The sequence below is a fragment of the Phyllobacterium phragmitis genome (genome assembly GCF_002980495.1).
Classification (GTDB): domain Bacteria; phylum Pseudomonadota; class Alphaproteobacteria; order Rhizobiales; family Rhizobiaceae; genus Paramesorhizobium; species Paramesorhizobium phragmitis.
This window is the reverse complement of record NZ_PVBR01000007.1, coordinates 89,641-111,040: the sequence shown is the minus strand read 5'-3', so window position 1 is coordinate 111,040 and position 21,400 is coordinate 89,641. Positions and strand designations below refer to the sequence as shown.

Genomic DNA, 21,400 nt, shown 5'->3' with positions numbered 1-21,400 from the left:
TGCCATAAACAGGAACCACTGACAAAATTCCCCTGCTTCCCACCCACCTTTCTATCAAAGTGCGGGCCGCTCTGCCTCGCCCGGAATTTGGTCTGCTTATTTGACATAAACATATCTTTATGTCATTAAGTTAGTTCATCCGATCCGATTAGCAGGCACAGCGGGTAATTTGTTACAATGAGTTCCATTGACGATCTCTTCGGTCCCGAAGCGCCAAAGCCGGACGGTTCGGAAGTTCTCGCTGCGCTGACCGAGGCGGCGCGGGAGCGTATCCTCATTCTCGATGGCGCGATGGGGACGCAGATCCAGGGGCTCGGCTTCCACGAGGAGCATTTTCGTGGGCAACGCTTCGCCGCCTGCGAATGTCATTTGCAGGGCAACAACGATCTTCTCACCTTGACCCAGCCGGCGGCCATCGAGGAAATCCACTATGCCTACGCCATGGCGGGCGCGGATATCCTCGAAACCAACACCTTTTCCTCCACCTCCATCGCCCAGGCCGATTACGGCATGGAGGCGGAAGTCTATGATCTCAACCGCGACGGCGCGCGCCTTGCCCGCCGTGCTGCGCTACGTGCTGAAAAGACGGATGGCCGCCGCCGCTTCGTCGCCGGCGCGCTCGGGCCGACCAACCGCACCGCTTCCATGTCGCCGGATGTCAACAATCCCGGCTATCGCGCCGTCTCCTTCGACGAACTCAAGGTTGCCTACGCCGAACAGCTCCGGGGTCTGATCGACGGCGGCGCGGATATCATCCTGATCGAGACCATCTTCGACACGCTGAACGCCAAGGCGGCGGTTTTCGCATGCGAGGAAATCTTCACTGAGAAGGCCATGCGCCTGCCGGTGATGATCTCGGGCACCATCACCGACCTCTCCGGCCGCACGCTTTCCGGCCAGACGCCAACGGCATTCTGGTATTCGCTGCGTCATGCCAGCCCTTTCACCATCGGGCTCAATTGTGCTCTTGGCGCCAACGCCATGCGCGCCCATCTGGCGGAGTTGTCCACCGTCGCCGATACCTTCGTCTGTGCTTATCCCAATGCCGGCCTGCCCAACGAATTCGGCCAGTATGACGAAAGCCCCGAGGCGATGGCGGCGCAGATCGAGGACTTTGCCCGCGAGGGTCTGGTCAATGTGGTCGGCGGCTGCTGCGGCTCGACGCCTGATCATATCCGCGCCATTGCGCAAGCCGTCTCCCCTCACAAGCCGCGCGCGATTCCAGAAATTCCGCCGTTGATGCGGCTTTCCGGCCTTGAACCGTTCACGCTGACCAAGGACATTCCCTTCGTCAATATCGGCGAGCGCACCAATGTCACCGGCTCGGCCAAGTTCCGCAAGCTGATCACGGCGGGTGATTTTTCCGCCGCCCTCGATGTTGCCCGCGACCAGGTGGAGAACGGCGCGCAGATCATCGATATCAACATGGATGAAGGCCTGATCGATTCGCAGAAGGCGATGACCGAGTTTCTCAATCTCGTCGCCGCCGAGCCGGATATCGCGCGGGTTCCGGTGATGATCGATTCCTCCAAATGGGAGATCATCGAAGCGGGCCTGAAATGCGTTCAGGGCAAGCCGCTGGTCAATTCCATCTCGATGAAGGAGGGCGAGGAAGCCTTCCTGCATCATGCCAGACTCTGCCGCGCCTATGGGGCGGCGGTCGTCGTCATGGCTTTCGACGAGCAGGGCCAAGCGGACACACAAGCGCGCAAGGTCGAGATATGCACCCGCGCCTACAAGCTTCTGACCGAACAGGCTGGCTTCCCGCCGGAAGACATCATCTTCGATCCCAACATCTTCGCGGTGGCCACCGGCATCGAGGAGCACAACAATTACGGTGTCGATTTTATCGAAGCCACACGCGAAATCATCGCGACCTTGCCGCACGTCCATATCTCGGGCGGCGTGTCGAACCTCTCGTTTTCGTTTCGCGGCAATGAGCCGGTGCGCGAGGCGATGCACGCCGTTTTCCTCTACCACGCCATCCAGGCGGGCATGGATATGGGCATCGTCAATGCCGGCCAGCTCTCGGTCTATGAATCGATCGAGCCTGACTTACGCGATGCCTGCGAAGACGTGGTGCTCAACCGCCGTGAGGATTCGACCGAACGCCTGCTGGAACTTGCCGAGCGCTTCAAGGGCGTAGCCGGCAAGGAGGCCAAGGAACGCGATCTGAAGTGGCGCGAATGGCCGGTCGAAAAGCGGCTGGAACATGCGCTGGTCAACGGCATCACCGAATATATCGAGGCCGATACCGAGGAAGCGCGGCTTCAAGCCAAGCGCCCGCTGCATGTCATCGAAGGGCCGCTGATGGCGGGCATGAATGTGGTGGGCGATCTCTTCGGCGCGGGCAAGATGTTCCTGCCGCAGGTGGTCAAATCCGCCCGTGTCATGAAGCAGGCCGTGGCCGTTCTCCTGCCCTACATGGAGGAAGAGAAGCGCCTCAATGGCGGCGTCAGCGAGCGCCAGAGCGCCGGCAAGGTGCTGATGGCGACCGTCAAGGGCGATGTGCACGATATCGGCAAGAACATCGTCGGCGTCGTGCTCGCCTGCAACAATTATGAGATCATCGATCTGGGCGTCATGGTGCCCGCGACGAAGATTCTTGAGACCGCGCGTGCCGAGAACGTCGATATCATCGGCCTGTCCGGCCTGATCACGCCGTCGCTCGATGAAATGGCGCATGTGGCTTCAGAGATGGAGCGCGAGGGCTTCGACATTCCGCTGCTGATCGGCGGCGCCACGACCAGTCGCGTCCACACGGCGGTCAAGATCCATCCGCGCTATACCAAGGGCCAGACGGTCTATGTCGTCGATGCCAGCCGCGCCGTCGGCGTCGTCTCCAGCCTGCTATCGCTGGAGACCAAACAGAATTATGTCGAGACCGTGCGCGGTGAATACGCCAAGGTGGCCGCCGCCCACGCGCGCAACGAGGCCGACAAGCAGCGCCTCCCGCTCGCCCGCGCCCGCGCCAATGCGCAAAAGATCGACTGGGATGCCTACACGCCGCCAAGGCCGGCTTTCCTCGGAACCCGTACGTTTGAAAGCTGGGACCTGGAAGAGCTTTCCCGCTATATCGACTGGACGCCTTTCTTCCAGACATGGGAGATGAAGGGCCGCTACCCCGCGATTCTCGAAGACGAGAAACAGGGCGAAGCGGCGCGCCAGCTCTTTGCCGATGCGCAGGCGATGCTGAAGCAGATCATCGACGAGAAATGGTTCCGGCCAAGGGCGGTCATCGGCTTCTGGCCGGCCAATGCCGTTGGCGACGATATCAGGCTTTTCGCCGACGAGAGCCGGAAAGACGAACTGGAAACCTTCTTCACCCTGCGCCAGCAGCTTTCCAAGCGCGATGGCCGGCCGAACGTGGCGCTATCCGATTTCGTCGCGCCTCTCGATACGGGCAAGACGGATTATGTCGGCGGATTTGTCGTCACCGCGGGCATCGAGGAGGTGGCGATCGCCGAACGCTTCGAGCGCGCCAATGACGATTATTCCTCGATCCTGGTGAAGGCGCTTGCCGACCGTTTCGCCGAAGCCTTCGCCGAATTGATGCATGAGCGCGTGCGCAAGGAATTCTGGGGCTATGCCGCAGACGAGACGCTTGCGCCTACCGATCTGATCGGCGAATCCTATCGCGGCATCCGTCCGGCGCCGGGCTATCCCGCCCAGCCGGATCACACCGAAAAGACCACGCTCTTCCGCCTGCTCGACGCGGAAAACGCGACGGGCGTGACGCTCACCGAAAGCTATGCGATGTGGCCGGGCTCCTCCGTTTCCGGCCTCTATCTGGCGCAACCCGATAGCTATTATTTCGGCGTCGCCAAGGTCGAACGCGATCAGGTCGAGGATTATGCCGCGCGCAAGAACATGGACGTGGCCGAGGTCGAGCGCTGGCTTGGACCCATCCTCAATTATGTGCCGGCCAATCGCACCGCATCCGCGGAAGCGGCGGAGTGACACCAGCGATTTCGCGAAGCCCGCGACCCGCCACATTACCGATGTTTAATCCCGTCATTCATGTTCCATTCATTCCCCTGGAGCGATGTTGAGCACGTGAAATTCGTGGCATCAACAAAGGAAATCAGGATGAAAAATCTTGTCATAGCTGTCACCGCTCTCTCCATTCTCGCTCCCACGGCAGCCCTTGCGCAATACCAGCCGAAACACGGTTACGAGCATCGCGTCGAAAAATCCTATGGCAAGCGTCATGACGACCGCCGTGATATGCGCCGCCATAACGACAAGCGCGATATGCGCCGCCATGATGACAAGCGCCAACGCTGGTCGCGCGGCCGCTCGCTGCCACGCAACTATCGCCGCAATGTCGTGCGCGACTATGGCCGCCATCATCTGCGCAAGCCGGCGCGCGGACAACAGTGGGTGCGGGTGAACAATGACTATCTCCTGATCAGCATCGCCAGCGGCGTGATCGCTTCGATCGTGGCGGGGCGGTAATCACGCCTCCCAGGCGAATATGACGCAAGAGATGAAGGCGGTCCCGAAGACCGCCTTCATCCGTTTGGAGCCTTTCACTTTCAGGTGAAAACGACGCGTTCAGGCGGTCCTCAATCTCTACGGTGGCAAACATCCTCTTCCGACTGTAGCAACAGCGGCATCGCCATCTCCACAGTTCCGACGGTGCAGGATGCTGTAAGGCCAGGCGATTCCATTGAATTGGCAACCGCTCCAGCCATCAATGGTTTTTACCATTTCACCTTGAATCCGACATTTCCGGCGAACCTGTAGCTTTCGCCGATATTGGCGAGGCCTGTTCCTGCGGTGAGGGTTCCAAACAGCACGTAATGATCGTCATTCCAGTTGTAGGTGCCGCCGCCGCCGATTTCAGTCCACGTCCTCTCTTCATTGTTGGCGAGCCGATGGCCCTCGATCTTCATCTTGATCTCGTCGAGGAATTCCTGTTGGAGATTGATGACGCCGTAGAGGTCGGCGCGGCGCGCATAGCCGTACTGGTCCTGCCAGGCGGTCTGATAGTTGGCGGCAATGCCGATGCGCCCCGTCAGCTTGGCGTTGCGCTCATAGCTCACCCTTGCGCCATAGGGATCGGTGAAATCGTCGAGCAGGATCTGGGCATAGGTGAGTTGGGCCTGCGGCGTCAGCGTCCAGCTGTCGTCCATGCTGTAGCGGATGCCGGTTTCACTGCTCAGGGCATAACCGAGCGCCTTGTCGCCATCGAGGAGGGTGCGGTCCAGGGTCGACGAGTTCAGATCGCTGTCGAACCAGGTGACCTGGCCCTGCGCGTCGAGATAGTAGCCGGCATCGTCATACCATGTGAGCGCGCTGCCAAGGCCGTAGCCGTCGGTCTCGATCTTGCCGTCGCCGTAGAAGGCATTGATATCGGCGGAAGCATTGCCGTAACTGACCCAGACGCTGCCGATCAGCCGGCCGCGCTCGTCCTCGTAGAACTGACCGTCGATGCCCGTCTGCATCTTCCACATATCGATGTCGTATTCGGCGCCGGTGGTCGACGTGTCGGGCCGATGGTGCGCATGCGCGGCCTCGATGCGGTTCCAGATGATGAAGCCGGTTTCGATGAAGGCTTCGGTGCGGGTATCGGCCGGATCCTCGGGCGGGTAGGGGATGGGATCGATGGTTCCCGGCCCGTCGCCCTGTGCGATCGGGACATAGCCGGCACCGGCCCAGTAGCGGTTGCCGGTGCGCTCGCGCAGCGTCGGCAGCCTGTTGAGATGATTGAGCGTCTGGCCATAGACTTCGTAAAGCGGCGCACCGGGCTGGAAGATATATTCGCTGCGCAGGTACCAGTCGCCGTCACCCTTCTGGGTGGCGAGGCCGTTCTTGTGCAGCGTGTAGGCATAGGCGCCGCCGATGACCGCGCTCTTGCCGTCCTTGGTGGTATAGTCGCCGATAAGCGTGAAGCCGCCATCGGACTGGCCGCCGACATCGATCACCTTGATGCCCTTGTCGGTCTGGGCGCCGAGCCCGCCGCGGTTGATCACCCGGACATTGGTTTCGCCCGATGTGTTGCCGGCAATTGCCAGCATGTCGGTCGGCGAATCGTCGCCGCCGAGCACCGTGTTGAGCCGGATGAGACCGCCATCACCGGCATAATTGCCATTGATGGTCAGCGTGCCCAAGTCCTTGCCGCCATTGCCGGGCGCGATGGTGCCGGCATTGACAGTCGAACCCACCGTGCCTTCACCCTGCAGATGACCGCCGGCAAGCACATTCATCGTCCCGCCGAGCATTTGATCGACCTGCAGCGCCCCGGCGCGGATATTGGTGGTGCCGGTGAAGCCGGAATTGTCGGAGGTGAGCATAGTGGTGCCGCTGCCGATCTGCTCCAGCGTACCGCTGCCGAAAAGTGCATTATCGGCGGTGAACATATCGGAGCGGTTGAAGGCGAGCAGGCCGTCTATGGCAATGCCGCTCTTGACGCTGCCGCTGGTGCCGCCATTGCCGATCTGCAGCGCAGCATTCTGGGCGATATGGGTGCCACCGGTATAAATGTTATCACCCGACAGGATTTGCCCGCCGCCGGTGACGTCAAGGCCGCCATCGCCATCGATGACGCCCCGGAAGATATCGTTATCGGCGGCGGTAATGGTGAGCTCCTTGCCGCCGAGATGGACGCTGCCGTCCGACCCGCCCGACAGGCCCTTGATGCTGGTCATATCGGCAGCGATGCCCGAGATGTCGAATGTAGCGTCCGCCGTCACCCCGCCTGTCGCACTGATGTCGCCATCGCCGACCAGCGCCAGCGTACCTTGTTTGACGATGCTCCTGCCGGCATAAGTGCCGGTTCCCGCCAGGCTGAGCCGTCCCGTGCCGGTCTTGGTCAGCGAGCCCGGTCCGTCGATGCTGCCTGTCAGCGTGTTGTTGTTGGCTTGCGTGTCGATGGTGCTGTCGGCTGCGGCGAGCGTCACGGCGTGGCCCGTCTCGAAGGAAGCACCGGATTGCAGCGTGCCGCCATTGATCGTCACACGGCTCGCGATATCGCCGAGATTGCCGCTGGATGAGACGTTGAGAATGCCGGCAAGGATATCGATGCCGCCCTTGTAGCTGTTAGCGCCGGCAAGCTTCGTCGTGCCCGTCCCCGCCTGGACGAGCTTGCCGTCGCCCGAGATGATGCCACTGAGCGTCATCGCGTCCGAGCGATTGGCGACCAGTTTGGTACCGTCGGCAAGTGCCACGGCGCCCGAGATGCTGCCCGATGTGCCGCCATCGCCGAGTTGCAGCACACCTGCCGCAACCGACGTTCCGCCGCTATAGCTGTTTTCGCCGGTCAGGATCAGCGTGCCGAGATCCTGTTTGACCAGCTGCGCAGCGCCGGTGAGCCGGGAAGCGATGGTGGCATCGTAGCCGGCACCTTTCGCGGTGCCGTCGCCGACGCGGATCGTCGCCGGTTCGCCGCCGAGGGCGATATCGCCGCCAGTGATGACATAGCCGTCGACGGCGAACTGCATGCCCTCGGCGCGCACATCGCCCTTGCTGGTGTCGACCGTCACCGTGCCGGCCTTGCCGGTGAAGATGGCAAAGTTGCTGTCGGTGAACGGCACGTTGATCGTGCCGTCCTTGTCGGTCCAGTTGTCGTTGCCCCCGGCAGCCTGCCAGATGCCGTCGCCGCCTTCGATCCGCCTATTGTTGCGTGCGCCGCCCGCCCCGTCCCAGAAATTGGCGTCGATGCCGACATAAGAGACCAGATTGACCTGATGATCCACCGAGGTCTGCACGAAATAGTCGTTTGTCGTCGGGCGGGCACCGAGCACCACGCCATTATCGGTCAATGTGCCGGCATAGTTGATCAGCCGGTAGAGACCGGGCATCGGGAAGGCGGCACCCGAGCTGTTGTTGATGTTGATCGTGCCGTCAAGGGTCAGATCGCCGCCGACATTGACCGCCAGCACATTGGCCGGTACGCCGCCGGCCGTCTGGCCGTAGCCATAATCGATCGTCGAGGTCTGCTGCAGGGAAAGGCCGCCCTTGATGGTCAGCACCCGTGCCCCGCCCGCATCGCTGGAGACGCTCAAGGTGCCGCCATCGCCGATCGCGACATCGCCGCCGACGACCCCCTTGCCGGAAAGCGTCGCGCCGTTGGTGACGCTCACAAGCCCCGTCGCCGCCGAATGGTTGCCGTCGATGACCAGACCGCCGGCGTTGACGAGGGTTTCACCCTTGTAGCTGTTTTTCCCGGTCAGCGTCAGCGTGCCATTGCCGATCTTCGCCAGGCCGCCGGCACCGTCGATGGTGCCTTCGATCGCGCTGTCATTGTCCATCGTGTCGATCGTGCCATTGCCGGCTGCAAGCGTCACATCGTGCTTCATGGAGAAGGCCGCGCCGAATTGCAGCCCGCCGCCATCGAGCGTCACGCCGCCTGACAAAGCGCCGAGATTGTCGTCCGAGGACACGTTCACAAGCCCGGCTTTCACCAGCGTCCCGCCTGTATAGGGATTGACCCCCGTCAGCGTCAGCCGGCCCGCATCTTCCTTGATCATATGCCCCGTACCCAAAATGGAGCCCCCATAGGTTCCATCATCGGTCTGCAGGAAACGCACCGTGCCGTTGTTGTTGTGCACCGTCGACGGCAGGCTCTGGGCTCGCGCGGCCAGGAAAGCCCCGTCGTCGATGGTGATGACGCCGGCTGCATCGGAATTGTTGCCGGTCAGCACCAGCGTGCCTTCCTTGATCTCGACCTTGGTGAGGCCCGCGATCGTGCCGCCCAGTGTCCATGTGCCGGAGCCTCGCTTGGTGAATTCCTCGAAACCGTCGAGATTGCCGTCAAGGGCATCATCCCCGTCTCCTTCCAGGAATATCTGGTCGGTCCCGTCGCCGCCATTCATGTTGCCGGTAATCACCGAGCCGGCAAACAGATGCATGATGTCATCGCCGCCCGCGAAGAGCAGACTGCCTTCGATCCGGCCCTTGTTGGTGAATTCCGTGCTGCCGTCCTGGCTGGAACCAATCACATTGCCGCCTGCCACGGCCGTGCTGATCACGCCGGTCTCATTGTTGATGATGGTATTGCGCCCTGCAGTATCATTCTCGAACCAGATGGCTGCGGTGTACTCCGAATGGATCCGGCCGCTATTGACGATCGTGGTTCCTGCCCCTGTGTAGTTGATCGCTTCTGCATTTCCTGCGGTCCCCAGCGCCAGGACCTCGGCGCCTTCCTCTATCGTCATTGTCCCTGCGGTGAGGAAATCGATGGTGTTGGAGCCCAGCCAATTAGGGCCGACCCTTCCATCTGTATTTGTCGTACCGCTGACCTTCGCGCCGCTTTTGATGGTGATGTTGGCGTTGTCACCGAGCGATATCCCGACTTTTTCACTGACATTTATCTGCGAGCCGGTTTCAACGATAACGATTCTGTTGTCTTCGTCGTCCGGGGCGTCGATGCCGCCTATACCTATTGTTTCGGTCCAAGGATTGGGAGCGGCAGTGTCGCAGTTCGTCGTCAGTCCCGACGTGATGCAGGCCGCCTCGGCCGGCATTGGCAGGAAAACCGCGGCACCGATGACGGCTGAAACGGATGACAGTAATTTCTTTTTGGTAAACAGATAATGGGAAATCAAGGCAGCCTCCGACGGTGCTGGATTCAGGTTAAAAAAACGCGGAGAACAACTGGAAATAGCCACACAGATCGCGCCGCATATTGAGGGCGCTGATTCGGCTGAAACGCAGAACATGTTGATTAAGAAGGAAAAAATTCAGTGCCGTCTTTCTGGAAACGATGGCATTTCCAGAATTTGGACAGTGCTCATAAAGTTTTCGACTGCTGAAACCGCTTTATCTCGCCCTGGAGTTGCATATCCGCAACAGGCGGAGAACTGGTCCAGGAAAATGGGACTGCTTCTCTGTGGGGCCTTGTGCTACGGCATGCCGAGGGCGCGCTGCCGTGCGCCGAGGATGTGGCGTTCGAGCGCCGCCGCTGCTGCCGCCGGATCGCGTTTTTCAATCTCCGCGATGATCCCCAGATGTTCATGCATCACCGGCACGACATGACCGTCGATCCGGATCAGTTCCTGGCGGATGAGGCGGATCTTCAGCGAATTCACCCGGTAGGTGCTGGTGACGATGTCGTTGCCGAGCGATTCGATCAATATGTCGTGGAAGCCCCAGTCGACCGCCTGTGCTTCATTGACGATGTCGGCCGTCGCGCCCTCTGTCTCGACCCGCTGGAGGATGTTCTCATGGCTGGCCCTGATCGCGGCGATGGCCTCGTCGCCTGTCGTCGTGGTGAAATGCCGGATGGCTTCCTTCTCCAGGATCAGCCGGAACTGATAGGCGTCGCGGACGAGGCTGTAATCGATCGGCGCGACCTGCATGCCGCGCTGCGGAATGGTGGTGATCAACCCTTCCGCCTCGAGCCGCGGCACCAGCTCGCGGATCGCGCCGAGCGGCATCTGCGTCAACGCGACGAGCTCGCGCTGGGAAATGAACTGGCCCGGGCGGATGTCGCTCGCCAGGAGATGGCGCGTGAACGAACGGTACGCCTGATCGCGCTGTTTGGTGGACTCGCCGTCATTGTTGCGCATGCCGGTTCCCTGTTGGTTTTGATCAGGCCGCGTTCTGGGCCATGATGGCCTGCAAGCTCTTGACCAGCGTGTCGGCGCTCGCATCGGCATCGACCAGCGGCGCCCGCACCCTCGACCATCCCGCATGACCCGACATATGCGCCATCAGCACCTTGATGGCCGGAACCACGGGATAGTGCAAGACCAGTTCGACAAGCGCGCGGATGCGCGGGTCATCGCGACCGTCGATGGCAAGGCCGCGCATTTCCGCCGGGAAAAGATTGGCGATACCCGAGATCGCGCCCTGGCCGCCGCGCCTGACGGCGGCTGCAAGATGGCGCTCGTCGCCGACCAGAATGGCGATGTCGCCATGGGCGTCGAGCAGCCCTTCGGTGTATTTCCAGTCGCCGCCGGAATCCTTGACGCCGGAGATGACGCCGCCGAACGCCGCGCGCAGCCGCGCCAGCACATCCTGCGAAACGGTCACCGACGTGACGGAAGGAATGTTATAGAGGATGGCGTCGCGCGCATCCGGGCCGATCTTTTCCAGAAGGCCGGCATACCAGCCGAACACGCCGTCGTCGCTCACGCCTTTGAAATAGAAGGGTGGCGGCAGGAGCAGCGCCTTGCAGCCGAAGTCGAGCGCCTCGCGGCACTGCCACGCCGCATCGTCGATCGCCGTTGCCGCGATGCAGGCGACGACCTGTCCGGGCCTGATGGCGGTGCGGCCGATATGGTCGAGGATCTGACCGCGCTCGCCAGCACCGATCGACGCGCCTTCACCTGTCGTGCCGAACACGGTAATGCTGTCGCAGCCGCCTTCGATGCTGGCGGTCGCATGCTCGCCGAGCCTGATGAAATCGATGCTTCCATCGCGGTTGAAGGGGGTCGCCAGGGCGACGGAAAGGCCGAATCTCTTGCGTGCAGTCACGGTGCGTTTCCTGTTGAGTTGTGACTGACATGTTACTGTGTGTTTTTTATGTTGCAAGAGGGCGAATGCCGTGTAACATAAATTATCGAGTGATCGGCATCTCGGGTGGGAGACCCTTTGCCGGTTGTTGGAATAATGGTTTTGAAGCATTCAGGGAGGAAACGATGAACATAACCAGACGCATTGCGATGATCGCCGCCGCAGGCGCATTGATGGCAGGCGCCATGCCGGCTCTTGCCGCCGATGCGATCAAGCTGCGCATCTCCACACCGGCCGTCGAGTCCGACTGGCATGCCAAGATGCTGCCGGTATTCAAGGACGAGCTGGAAAAGCTGGCGCCGGGTCAGTTCGACGTCGAAATCCATCTCAATGCGACGCTGTTCAAGCAGGGCACCGAGCCGGCTGCCATGCAGCGCGGCAATCTCGATATGGCGATGATTTCCGCGCAGGACATTGCCAAGCAGATCCCCGAATGGTCCGTCTTCACGGCGGGCTATCTGATCCGCGATCCCGAGCACCAGAAGAAGGTGTTCCGCGGCGAGATCGGCAAGCAGTTCTATCGTCTGGTCGAGGATCAGATGGGCATCAAGATCCTCGATGTCGGCTATCTCGGCACACGCCAGCTCAATTTGCGCGGCGACAAGAAGATCGAAACGCCTGACGATCTGAGCGGCGTCAAGCTGCGTATGCCGGGCTCGGATGCCTGGCAGTTCCTCGGTTCCGCCCTGGGCGCGAACCCCGTGTCGATCGCCTTCGGTGAAATCTACACCGCACTGCAGACCGGCGTCGCCGACGGCCAGGACAATCCGCTGCCGACGGACAAGGCCGCGAAATTCTACGAAGTGACCAAGCAGATCGTGCTGACCAATCATCTCGTCGACGCCGTCTTCCTGTCCATGTCGTCGAAAACATGGGACAAGCTTTCCGACGATCAGAAGGCGAAGGTCGCGGAAGCGGCTGAGAAGGCTATCGCCTATAATGACGAGAACCGCATCCGGGACGAGGCGGAACTGGTCGCGTTCTTCAAGGAACAGGGGCTGTCCGTCTACGAGCCGAACCGCGATGCCTTCCGCGAGCGGGTGCAGAAGGCCTATCAGACCTCGGAATTCGCCAAGAGCTGGCCCGAGGGCATCGTCGACAAGATCAACGCCGTCAAGTAAAGGCGGGATAATGCTGTCCAGAGCGCGCAAGCTCGCCGAAATCGTGGCCGTGGCATTGCTCACGGCCATGTTCGCGGCTTTCCTCCTCCAGATATTCATGCGCTACATCCTCAACCATCCGCTCGGCTGGACGTCTGAGGCGTGCGTCATCCTCTATATCTGGACCGTCTTCTGGACCTCCGCCTTCCTGCTGGATGAAAGCGACCATGTCAGCTTCTCAATGCTGAGCGATGCAGTCAACGCGCGGACGCGCCGGGTGCTCACCATCATCGGCCATGTCATATTGGGGCTGGTCTTCGCCAGCGCGCTTCCCTCCATCATCGACTATATCAGCTTCATGAAGATCGATTCGACACCGGTGACGCGCATCCGTTTCGATCTCGTCTATTCCATCTTCCCGGTTTTCGTGGTGGCGGTCGTCATCCGCTCGGTGCTGGCGCTTTATCGTGCCTTCCGTGGCCGGGATGATGTCCACACGGCGCATACCCCGGAGGCTCTATGAGCACTGCCTTTCTTGTCGCGCTCGCGGGCTTCTTCATCCTCGCCGGCGCCAATGTGCCGATCGCCTTCGCCATGTTCGCGGCTGCCATCGCCTATCTCTTCGCCACCGGCCAGGACGTGGCGCTGGTTGCCGAGCAGAGCCTTAACGGGCTCTTCGATTCCTTCGTGCTCCTGTCCGTGCCGCTGTTCATTCTCGCCGCGAATTTCATGAATGCCGGCAGCATCAGCGACAGGCTGCTTGCCTTTTGCGTGGCGCTGGTCGGTCGCTTTCGCGGCGGCCTCGGCCAGGTCAATATCGTCGCCAGCCTCATCTTCTCCGGCATGTCCGGCTCCGCGATTGCGGACGCCGCCGGCATCGGGCGTGTCATCATCGACATGATGCGCAAGAACGACCGCTACCCCGCAGGCTATGCGGCGGCCCTCACGGCGGCGTCCGCCGTCATCGGTCCCATCGTTCCGCCGTCGATCCCGATGGTCCTCTATGCCCTGATCTCGGGCTCGTCGGTGGGCTATCTCTTCCTCGGCGGCATCATCCCCGGCCTCATCATCGCGCTGTGCCTGATGGCGCTCAACTGGTATATGGCGGTCAAGCGCGGCTTTCCCGCCGATGAAATCGTGCCGCTCAAGGCGATGCCCAAGACCACGGCTCGCGCCTTCCCGGCACTGTTGATGCCGGTAATCCTGCTGGCCGGCATCTATGGCGGCGCCACCACGCCGACGGAGGCGGCGGCGATCGCGGCGGCCTACGCGCTCATTCTGGCGGCGATCTTCTATCGCTCGCTGAGCCCGCGCGAATTCTACCGCATGGTGCTCGATTCCGCGAAGTCCACCTCCGTCGTCGGCATGATCATCGCCTCGGCGCTGGTGCTGAATTACGTCGTCGCCAGCGAAAACATCCCGAGCCTCGTCGCCGCAAAGCTGAGCGGTCTGGAGATGTCGCCGATCCTGTTCCTGATCGGCGTCAACATCATCTTCCTGCTGCTCGGCTGCCTCTTCGATGCCGCGACGCTGCTGCTCGTGGTGGTGCCGCTGTTCCTGCCGGCGGCGCGCGAACTGGGCATCGATCCCGTTCATCTCGGCGTGGTTCTGGTCGTCAACATCATGATCGGGTTGGTGACGCCGCCCTATGGCGTGTTGCTGTTCGTCATCAATGCGGTGACGGGGATACCGTTGGGCGAGATCATCCGGGAGATCTGGGCGTTCCTGGTCATCCTCCTCACAGCCCTCCTCATCATGATCCTGTTCCCGGAAACGGTGCTCTTCCTGCCCCGCCTGTTCGGCTATCAATGATGGTGGGTCTTCTCCCTCACGGGGCGATCCCCTGGCCTTCCAACTGCCGCTCGATGCCGAAACGCTTGCCATCGCTATGAAGGTCGATGGGGAACGTCGGCCCCGCCATATCGTTCCCATGCGAGACACCAGGCTTCGTCGGGATCAACGTCCGTCCGTTCTCGCCCATTCGATGATCCGGCGCAGAAGCGATCTTTTCAACACGCGGAGCGCTTCGTCACGGCTGATCCCCACATCGTCCAGCCAATGGTCGCCATGCTTGGCGAGAATATCGCCAAGCGCGCGACGCCTTTCCGCTTCCTCACGAAGAAATACCCACAAAGCCTTCATCCGCTCGGGCAGGGGAGCATTGCCGCGCCTTTTTCGCTTATCCATGTCGCTCTTCCGGGGCCCTCTCATCGGGCCATGATCGGGAAAATTTGACATCACACAAACGAATAGTGACAATGTCAGCCATATAAAAATCGAATGGCTCTTACCATGTACGCTCCCCTCGACAGCGATCTTCTCAGGACGTTTCTGGTCGTCGCCGAAACCGGCAATTTCACCAAAGCCGCGGAAGACGTCGGGCGCACCCAGTCGGCCGTCAGCATGCAGGTCAAGCGGCTCGAGGAGAGCCTGGGCGAGGCCTTGTTCGAGCGCGGGCCGCGCGGCGTCGTCCTGACCAGGCGCGGCGACCAGCTCGTGCCCTATGCACGCCGCGTCGTCGGGCTTCTCGAGGAGACGGCGGCCGCCATGCGTGTCAAGCCGCTCGATGGGCCTGTGCGTATCGGCATTCCCGAGGAATACAGCCAGACCGTGCTGCCACGGGCGCTCGCGGCCTTCGCCGAGCGCCACCCGGCGGTGGAGGTCACGGTCAGATGCGATTATACGTTCCGCCAGATGACGGCGCTGGAGAACGACGATCTGGACCTCGCCGTGGTGTTCGACTGGCACGAGCGGGCCGCCGGTGAGATCCTTCTCATCGATCCGACGGTCTGGGTGACCTCACTCGTCCACCGGCTGCATGAGCGCACGCCCCTGCCGATCGCCGTCTACGGAAACTCCGACTGGTGCACCGAATTCGCCATCCGCTCGCTGCAGCAGCACGGGCTTGAATACCGCATCGCCTTCACCTGCGACACCAGCGGCGGGTTGAAGATCGCCATCTCATCGGGTCTTGCCATCGCGGCGCTGTCGCGCAGCAACATCTCCGCGGATTGCCGGGAACTCTCCGCGGCCGACGGCTTCCCGATGGTCGATTCCTCGCGCGTCGTGCTGCGCCGCAACCCCTATCATTCGAGCCCGGCGGTTGAGGGGATGGCTGAAATGATCCGCGAGGCCTTCCGTCCGATGTCGCTGCTTCATCCGCGGTAGGGTTAGGATGCAACCTTCCAAAGCCTGACCGTTATCAGCCGAGCATGATGGTGGAGAGTTCGCTAGGTCGGTCGGCGCGAGCGGTAGGCGCGACCCCCACGATCCACGCACCACCCGATGAACAGCCCGACCGGTACGAACAGGATCAGGTTAGCCATGGGAGCAAAGAGCAGGCTGATCGGTGCGGTCGAATGGGTGGGGGCTATGAATACATCGTGAAATACGATCATGTCATCGATCAATGCGGCGAGCGCGCCGAAGAATCCCGCCAGAGGATTGATCAGAGCAGCGATGGTCCAGCAAATAACGTAGGAAAAACAGGAATAGAGGAATATCTTCCAAGAGAGGTAAGAATATCCTTCATGCATCACGAAGGCGGTATATCCGTGCAGCAGGATGCCGGCCAATGCGGGAGAGGAAGCAAGAAGACGAAAAAAATGTTTCATTGAAATTATATGCCTGCTGAAAACCGGCAGCGTACAACGTAAGGGAGCATGGAGAAAGAAAAAGGTTGCATAAGCACAGTTTTCGCTGACTGAAAGCAGGATGCGCCCTGCTTCGTGCGAAAGGCTGTGCCAGTCCTGCGAAACTCGAAGAGCGAAGCAGGATGGCGGAGAGAGCGGGATTCGAACCCGCGATACGGTTTCCCGTATACACACTTTCCAGGCGTGCGCCTTCAACCACTCGGCCACCTCTCCATTCATCTGTTTCCACAAGCCGTGAGGCCGAGGATACGGATAAATAAATGCACCGGAGAATCGAAGGCGCTGGTTAGTCGCCTATCATCCGGTGCGGCGCGCACTATAATCAGAAAAGCCGTGGGTTCAACCGCTATTTCGCATGAAACTGAAAACAGTATAATCCATGCGATGGCGATTGCTTCCCGCGCCGCCAATCCCTAATTCTAGGGAAGAACTTTACCGAAAGAATGCAGCGTTTTTCGGATAGGACCATGCGAGAATTGAACGATTGAAACGCTTATTGCGTTCCATGGAATGCAGGGTGCTCCAAACCGGACGGTAGGAGAAAAGCGTTTGCAGAAGCGCAACGTACCGGAAGTAAGTGCCGGAAATAGTGAGAGTGTAGAGGCATACGCCATGTTCCGTTTCATGTTTCGCGCGCTGGCCGTGGCGGCCCTGGCTCTCGCGGTCATCTCAGCGGTGCTGGATGCGGCGCGTTCCATCGGCGCATCGAAATTCATCGCGACGCCGCTCCTCGGCATATGGGCTTCCGCCTCGCCGCAGACGCTGGCCGATGCGAAAGCGCTGACGACGCACTATATCAGTGCCGTGGCATGGGATCCGGTGCTGATCTGGGTGCTCGGTCAGCCAGCCTGGCTGATCCTGGCGGTTCTGGCGCTGCTGTTCTATGCCGTGGGTCACCGCCGCGAACGAGGTTTTGGTCGTTTCGCCGCCAATTGAAGGTCCGATTGAAGGCCTTCTCAGGAGAAGATTGATGTCCCTGATCGAAAAACTCAGCAAGAAATTGAAGATGCCGGCGCCTGACGAGGCGTTGCCCGGCCGCCCCGAGCCGATCCCGACAGCTGCGACGAATTTTGTCACGGGAAGACCGCTCAAGGGCCCTTGGCCTGACAATATGCGGAAGATCATGTTCGGCATGGGCTGCTTCTGGGGTGTGGAGCGCCTGTTCTGGCAGGTGCCGGGCGTCCATGCGACAGCGGCCGGCTATGCCGGCGGCATCACGCCCAACCCGACCTATGAGGAGACCTGCACGGGCCGGACCGGGCACAATGAGGTGGTGCTGGTGGTCTATGATCCTGATATCGTCAGCCTCGGCGAACTCCTCAAGATATTCTGGGAGGAGCACGATCCGACGCAAGGCATGCGCCAGGGCAATGATATCGGCACGACCTATCGTTCCGGCATCTACACCTTTTCGCCCGAGGACCGGCAGGTCGCCGAAGAAAGCCGCGACGCCTATCAAAAGGCGCTCGATGCCAAAGGGCTGGGCCGGATCACGACGGAAATCCTCGATGCGCCGGAATTCTATTATGCCGAGGATTATCACCAACAATATCTGGCCAAGAACCCGAACGGCTATTGCGGCCTGCGCGGCACCGGCGTCGCCTGCGCCGTGCCCCAGTCGACAACAGCCTGATCTGGAGTCGGCGCATTCGGGTGGAGTCGCTGGCGGCTGCTTCACCCCCCTCTGGCCTGCCGGCCATCTCCCCCACAAGGAGGGAGATCGGCTGACATCAACTTTTATCACTCATCCTTCAACGTCTGCGATTGGTCTTCAACGTCGATGAAGATGCAATCTCCACCCTTGTGGGGGAGATGGCCGGCAGGCCAGAGGGGGGTGAACCCCGCAAGATTTTTCCAACCAGTCAAGATTCCGCGTGAAATTTGTTCGCCGGCATGCCAAATTGAAAAGAAGTGTGCGGGCGGGTTCTGCGCGCTGTGCATTCAGTAATCCAGAGGGTTCTTAAAAAAATGAAACATCTTGTCCTAGGCCTGATGGCCGCAACCGCCCTGTCCGTGGCCGGCATGTCGTCCGCCGCTGTGGCGGCCGATGAGAAGCCGGCCGTCGTCTATGATCTCGGCGGCAAATTCGACAAATCGTTCAACGAAGCGGCCTATGACGGCGCCGAGAAATACAAGGCCGACACCGGCATCGCCTATCGTGAATTCGAGATCCAGAACGAGGCCCAGCGCGAGCAGGCGTTGCGCAAATTCGCGCAGGACGGCAATTCGCCTGTCGTCATCGCCGGTTTCTCGGCGACCGCCGCCATCGAAAAGGTCGCCGACGAGTTCCCGGATACCAAATTCGTCATCATCGATGCCGTCGTCGACAAGCCGAATGTCCGCTCCGTCGTCTTTAGGGAAGAAGAGGGCTCCTATCTGGTCGGCTTGCTCGGGATCATGGCGTCCAAGACCGGCACTGTCGGCTTCGTCGGCGGCATGGATGTGCCGCTGATCCGCAAATTCGCCTGCGGCTATGTCGCTGGCGTCAAGGCCGGCAAGGAAGACGCCAAGATCATCCAGAACATGACCGGCGACACGCCTTCGGCATGGAACGATCCGGCCAAGGGTGGCGAGATTGCCAAGTCGCAGATGGATCAGGGTGCAGATGTCATCTATCACGCCGCCGGCGGCACCGGCATCGGCATGCTGCAGGCGGTTGCCGACGCCGGCAAGCTCGGCATCGGCGTCGATTCCAACCAGAACGGCCTGCATCCCGGCTCGGTGCTGACATCGATGGTCAAGCGCGTCGATACGGCTGTCTATAACGCTTTCAAGGACGTGGCCGACGATACGTTCACCGCCGGCGTCCAGGTGCTCGGCCTCAAGGAGAACGGCGTCGACTACGCCGTGGACGAGAACAACGAAAAGCTGATCAGCCCGGAAATGAAGCAGGCGGTGGAAGCCGCCAAGGCCGATCTCATCGCCGGCAAGATCACCGTTCACGATTACATGACGGACAATAAGTGCCCCTATTGATCGGCCGGCTTGCGTCCTGATTCTGCCAGATACTGAATGTGAAACCGCCGGGCGATTTTCCGGCGGTTTTGTTTTGGCTGCAAGGAAATGATCTAGGGCGGTTCCTGTTTTAATGGAATCGCGAGGCACCCCCCTCTGCCCTGCCGAACATCTCCCCCGCAAGGGGGGGAGATTGGCTGACGCGACCCTCTTGCCCATTCTGGAACATCTGCAATTGGCGCCGAACATCCATGAAGGCGTAATCTCCCCCCTTTGCGGGGGAGATGCCCGGCAGGGCAGAGGGGGGCGCTGTCCCGCCAGCGTTTCCACTTCAATGTGAAATGCTCTAACGCAAAGACTTGCTCATGATGAAGAGTTCGTCTTTCCCGTCGATCCAACTCTCATGGTTTTGCCAGCCGAAACGTTGGTAGTAGCCCGGCTTGGCGGTGTAGAGATGGGCTTCGCCGAAGCCGAAGCCATGTGCAGCGCGTTCTATGGCGGCGACCAGTTCGCGGCCGACGCCGCGGCCGCGGAAATCCGGCTGCACCAGAACGCTCGCGACCCATGGCTTGAGATGGCTATGGCTCGGCAGATCGCAATCGATCAGCAGAGCCATCCCGCATGGCACCGTATCCACCAGGGCCACCAGGGCTTCCTGCTTGTCGTCCATGATGATCTGCTGGAGGCCAGCGATCGACTCCTCCAGGCTCCGTCCGTCATGCTTTCCCCACTCTTCATGATTCCAGCGGGCGCATAGGGAAATCAATTCCGGATGCAGGCCCAAGGCCTCGATCTTGATCATCTTCATCCTACCAATGCGGCGGTTTCGTTATCGGAATATCCGGCGCCGCCTGCTCCTCCAGAACGAGGAAGCGGTCCGTCAGCGCATCGAGCTTCTTGCGCATCGCTTCGATGGTCTTCCACTGTTCGGTGATCTGGCCGGAAAGCTCCTCGATGGTCTTTTCCTGCTCCGCAACACGGATTTCCAGTTCGACGATTCGTTCCGCATCGGTCCCGCTCATCGGTTTCTCCTCACCAGGCAGCTTTGTAGATGGCGTAGGCGTCAGCCTCGCTGACATCACGCGGATTATTGACGAGAAGCCGCGTCTGTTTCATGGCGTCCGCCGCCATATCAGGCAGATCCGTTTCCGCGATGCCGACATCGCGCAGCCGGCTCTTCAGACCGAGCCTGGCCGAGAGTTCGGCAAGTCGGTCGATGAAGCGGGCGCAGACAGCCTGCATGCCGCTTTCGCCATCGGCGTCGAGATCAGGAAAGACATGCGGGGCAAGCGCCGCATAATGGGCGAAAGAGCCGTTCGCCGCATCGGCGGCGTTGAAGCGCAGCACATGCGGCAGCACCAGCGCATTGGAAAGCCCGTGCGGCACGTGGAAACGTCCGCCGATGGGATAGGCAAGCGCGTGCACGGCGGCGACCGGCGAATTGGCGAAGGCCTGTCCCGCCAGCATCGAGCCGATCAGCATGGCTGAGCGGGCGGCGCGGTTCTCGCCGTTGAAGACGGCATCTTCGATGTTGCGACCGAGAAGCCGCAGCGCCTCCACCGCGAGATTGCGCGACATCGGATTGTTGTTGGCGTTTTTCGAGGCGTAGGATTCGATGGCATGGACCATGGCGTCGATGCCCGTCGCGGCGGTGATGTGCGGCGGCAGGCCCGTCGTCAGCGCCGGATCGAGAACGGCCACGTCAGGGAGATTGAGAGGCGAGGAGACGCCGCGCTTTTCATCCTCTCCCACCGTGATGATGGCGACGGGCGTCACCTCCGAGCCGGTTCCCGCCGTCGTCGGAATCAGCGCCAGGGGCAGGCGCGGCCCCTTGGCGTTGTTGACGCCCCAGGCCGTGTCGATCGCCTGTCCCGAACCGGCGAAAAGCGCCGTGAGCTTGGCGACGTCCAGCGACGAACCGCCGCCGAAACCGATCACGCCGGTCGCGCCGAAATCAAGCGCCGTCGCAATGGACCGTCTCAATGTCACAAGCGACGGATCGGCCTCGACCTCGCCGAAGATCAGGACATCGGCGCCGGCATTTTTCAGCGAGCGGACCGCCGGCTCCGCCAGGCCGAGCCCGAGAATCCCGGGGTCGGTGACGATCAGCAACCGGTCCTGTGCCGTCGTGCCGAGATGATGCGCCAGTTCACGCGCCGCTCCCTCCGAGAAAACGATGCGCGGCGTGGTGTGGAACGAAAAGGAAGGAATAGCATGGGCCGTTGTCAT

General features: G+C 61.0%; 19 protein-coding genes and 1 tRNA gene. 9 read left to right on the top strand and 11 right to left on the bottom strand.

The genetic code is table 11. From position 1 onward, the window contains the following. Nucleotides 1-177: 177 nt before the first annotated feature. Both metH and C5748_RS11500 read left to right on the top strand, forming a co-directional pair. A complete protein-coding gene (metH, locus tag C5748_RS11505; RefSeq protein ID WP_105742080.1) occupies nucleotides 178-3,960 on the top strand; it encodes a methionine synthase in 3,783 nt (1,260 codons plus the stop codon). Nucleotides 3,961-4,089: 129 nt separating this feature from the next. Then, on the top strand, nucleotides 4,090-4,458 hold the full coding sequence (locus tag C5748_RS11500) for an RcnB family protein (RefSeq protein WP_105742079.1): 369 nt from the start codon (nucleotides 4,090-4,092) through the stop codon (nucleotides 4,456-4,458). Nucleotides 4,459-4,706: 248 nt separating this feature from the next. On the opposite strand, the gene C5748_RS11495 is transcribed toward C5748_RS11500, so the two are convergent. The 3 genes from C5748_RS11495 to C5748_RS11485 all read right to left on the bottom strand — a co-directional run bounded on the left by C5748_RS11495 (nucleotide 4,707) and on the right by C5748_RS11485 (nucleotide 11,424). After that, nucleotides 4,707-9,551 carry an autotransporter outer membrane beta-barrel domain-containing protein gene (locus C5748_RS11495; RefSeq protein WP_158259851.1) on the bottom strand — a complete coding sequence of 1,615 codons (4,845 nt, stop codon included), beginning with the start codon at nucleotides 9,549-9,551 and terminating at the stop codon, nucleotides 4,707-4,709. A gap of 297 nt (nucleotides 9,552-9,848) precedes the next feature. After that, the gene (locus C5748_RS11490; protein ID WP_105742077.1) at nucleotides 9,849-10,514 is read right to left on the bottom strand and encodes a GntR family transcriptional regulator; all 666 of its coding nucleotides are present in this window, start codon (nucleotides 10,512-10,514) and stop codon (nucleotides 9,849-9,851) included. Between the two features lie 22 nt (nucleotides 10,515-10,536). Further along, complete coding sequence (locus tag C5748_RS11485) at nucleotides 10,537-11,424, bottom strand: dihydrodipicolinate synthase family protein (RefSeq protein WP_158259850.1); 888 nt, start codon at nucleotides 11,422-11,424, stop codon at nucleotides 10,537-10,539. A gap of 164 nt (nucleotides 11,425-11,588) precedes the next feature. Here C5748_RS11485 and C5748_RS11480 point away from each other — a divergent pair, with 164 nt between their 5' ends. Genes C5748_RS11480 through C5748_RS11470 form a run of 3 tightly spaced genes read left to right on the top strand, consistent with a single transcriptional unit; the run spans nucleotide 11,589 to nucleotide 14,375 of the window. Further along, nucleotides 11,589-12,584, top strand: coding sequence for a sialic acid TRAP transporter substrate-binding protein SiaP (locus C5748_RS11480; protein ID WP_105742075.1), 996 nt, complete (start codon nucleotides 11,589-11,591; stop codon nucleotides 12,582-12,584). Nucleotides 12,585-12,594: 10 nt separating this feature from the next. Further along, nucleotides 12,595-13,086, top strand: coding sequence for a TRAP transporter small permease (locus C5748_RS11475; protein WP_158259849.1), 492 nt, complete (start codon nucleotides 12,595-12,597; stop codon nucleotides 13,084-13,086). Beyond that, the gene (locus C5748_RS11470) at nucleotides 13,083-14,375 is read left to right on the top strand and encodes a TRAP transporter large permease (protein WP_105742073.1); all 1,293 of its coding nucleotides are present in this window, start codon (nucleotides 13,083-13,085) and stop codon (nucleotides 14,373-14,375) included. Before C5748_RS11475 ends, C5748_RS11470 begins: the two co-directional genes overlap by 4 nt. Before the next feature lie 16 nt (nucleotides 14,376-14,391). Here the strand turns inward: C5748_RS11470 and C5748_RS28185 are convergent, their stop codons facing one another. Both C5748_RS28185 and C5748_RS11465 read right to left on the bottom strand, forming a co-directional pair. Further along, nucleotides 14,392-14,544: a hypothetical protein gene (locus tag C5748_RS28185; protein WP_158259848.1), complete on the bottom strand. Its 153-nt coding sequence runs from the start codon at nucleotides 14,542-14,544 to the stop codon at nucleotides 14,392-14,394. After that, nucleotides 14,520-14,750, bottom strand: a complete 231-nt coding sequence (locus C5748_RS11465) for a hypothetical protein (protein ID WP_105742072.1) — start codon at nucleotides 14,748-14,750, stop codon at nucleotides 14,520-14,522. Before C5748_RS11465 ends, C5748_RS28185 begins: the two co-directional genes overlap by 25 nt. 105 nt (nucleotides 14,751-14,855) lie before the next feature. Between C5748_RS11465 and C5748_RS11460 the strand changes: the two genes are divergently transcribed. Continuing rightward, nucleotides 14,856-15,731 carry a LysR family transcriptional regulator gene (locus C5748_RS11460; RefSeq protein WP_105742071.1) on the top strand — a complete coding sequence of 292 codons (876 nt, stop codon included), beginning with the start codon at nucleotides 14,856-14,858 and terminating at the stop codon, nucleotides 15,729-15,731. Between the two features lie 62 nt (nucleotides 15,732-15,793). On the opposite strand, the gene C5748_RS11455 is transcribed toward C5748_RS11460, so the two are convergent. Further along, nucleotides 15,794-16,177: a hypothetical protein gene (locus tag C5748_RS11455; protein WP_105742070.1), complete on the bottom strand. Its 384-nt coding sequence runs from the start codon at nucleotides 16,175-16,177 to the stop codon at nucleotides 15,794-15,796. A gap of 162 nt (nucleotides 16,178-16,339) precedes the next feature. Further along, nucleotides 16,340-16,429 (bottom strand) — tRNA-Ser (locus C5748_RS11450). A 399-nt stretch (nucleotides 16,430-16,828) separates the two neighbouring features. On the opposite strand from C5748_RS11450, the gene C5748_RS11445 reads away from it, so the two are divergent. Both C5748_RS11445 and msrA read left to right on the top strand, forming a co-directional pair. Continuing rightward, a complete protein-coding gene (locus tag C5748_RS11445) occupies nucleotides 16,829-17,152 on the top strand; it encodes a hypothetical protein (RefSeq protein WP_105742069.1) in 324 nt (107 codons plus the stop codon). Between the two features lie 34 nt (nucleotides 17,153-17,186). After that, nucleotides 17,187-17,849 carry a peptide-methionine (S)-S-oxide reductase MsrA gene (msrA, locus tag C5748_RS11440; RefSeq protein ID WP_105742068.1) on the top strand — a complete coding sequence of 221 codons (663 nt, stop codon included), beginning with the start codon at nucleotides 17,187-17,189 and terminating at the stop codon, nucleotides 17,847-17,849. A gap of 107 nt (nucleotides 17,850-17,956) precedes the next feature. On the opposite strand, the gene C5748_RS11435 is transcribed toward msrA, so the two are convergent. After that, entirely contained in the window at nucleotides 17,957-18,157 is a 201-nt protein-coding gene (locus tag C5748_RS11435) for a hypothetical protein (RefSeq protein WP_105742067.1), read from the bottom strand. Between the two features lie 27 nt (nucleotides 18,158-18,184). On the opposite strand from C5748_RS11435, the gene C5748_RS11430 reads away from it, so the two are divergent. Continuing rightward, complete coding sequence (locus C5748_RS11430) at nucleotides 18,185-19,192, top strand: BMP family lipoprotein (RefSeq protein ID WP_105742066.1); 1,008 nt, start codon at nucleotides 18,185-18,187, stop codon at nucleotides 19,190-19,192. A gap of 325 nt (nucleotides 19,193-19,517) precedes the next feature. Here the strand turns inward: C5748_RS11430 and C5748_RS11425 are convergent, their stop codons facing one another. Genes C5748_RS11425 through C5748_RS11415 form a run of 3 tightly spaced genes read right to left on the bottom strand, consistent with a single transcriptional unit; the run spans nucleotide 19,518 to nucleotide 21,382 of the window. Then, a complete protein-coding gene (locus tag C5748_RS11425) occupies nucleotides 19,518-19,973 on the bottom strand; it encodes a GNAT family N-acetyltransferase (RefSeq protein WP_158259847.1) in 456 nt (151 codons plus the stop codon). Between the two features lie 7 nt (nucleotides 19,974-19,980). Further along, a complete protein-coding gene (locus C5748_RS11420; RefSeq protein ID WP_105742064.1) occupies nucleotides 19,981-20,193 on the bottom strand; it encodes a SlyX family protein in 213 nt (70 codons plus the stop codon). Nucleotides 20,194-20,203: 10 nt separating this feature from the next. Next, nucleotides 20,204-21,382, bottom strand: a complete 1,179-nt coding sequence (locus tag C5748_RS11415; protein WP_105742209.1) for an iron-containing alcohol dehydrogenase — start codon at nucleotides 21,380-21,382, stop codon at nucleotides 20,204-20,206. Nucleotides 21,383-21,400 lie beyond the last annotated feature (18 nt).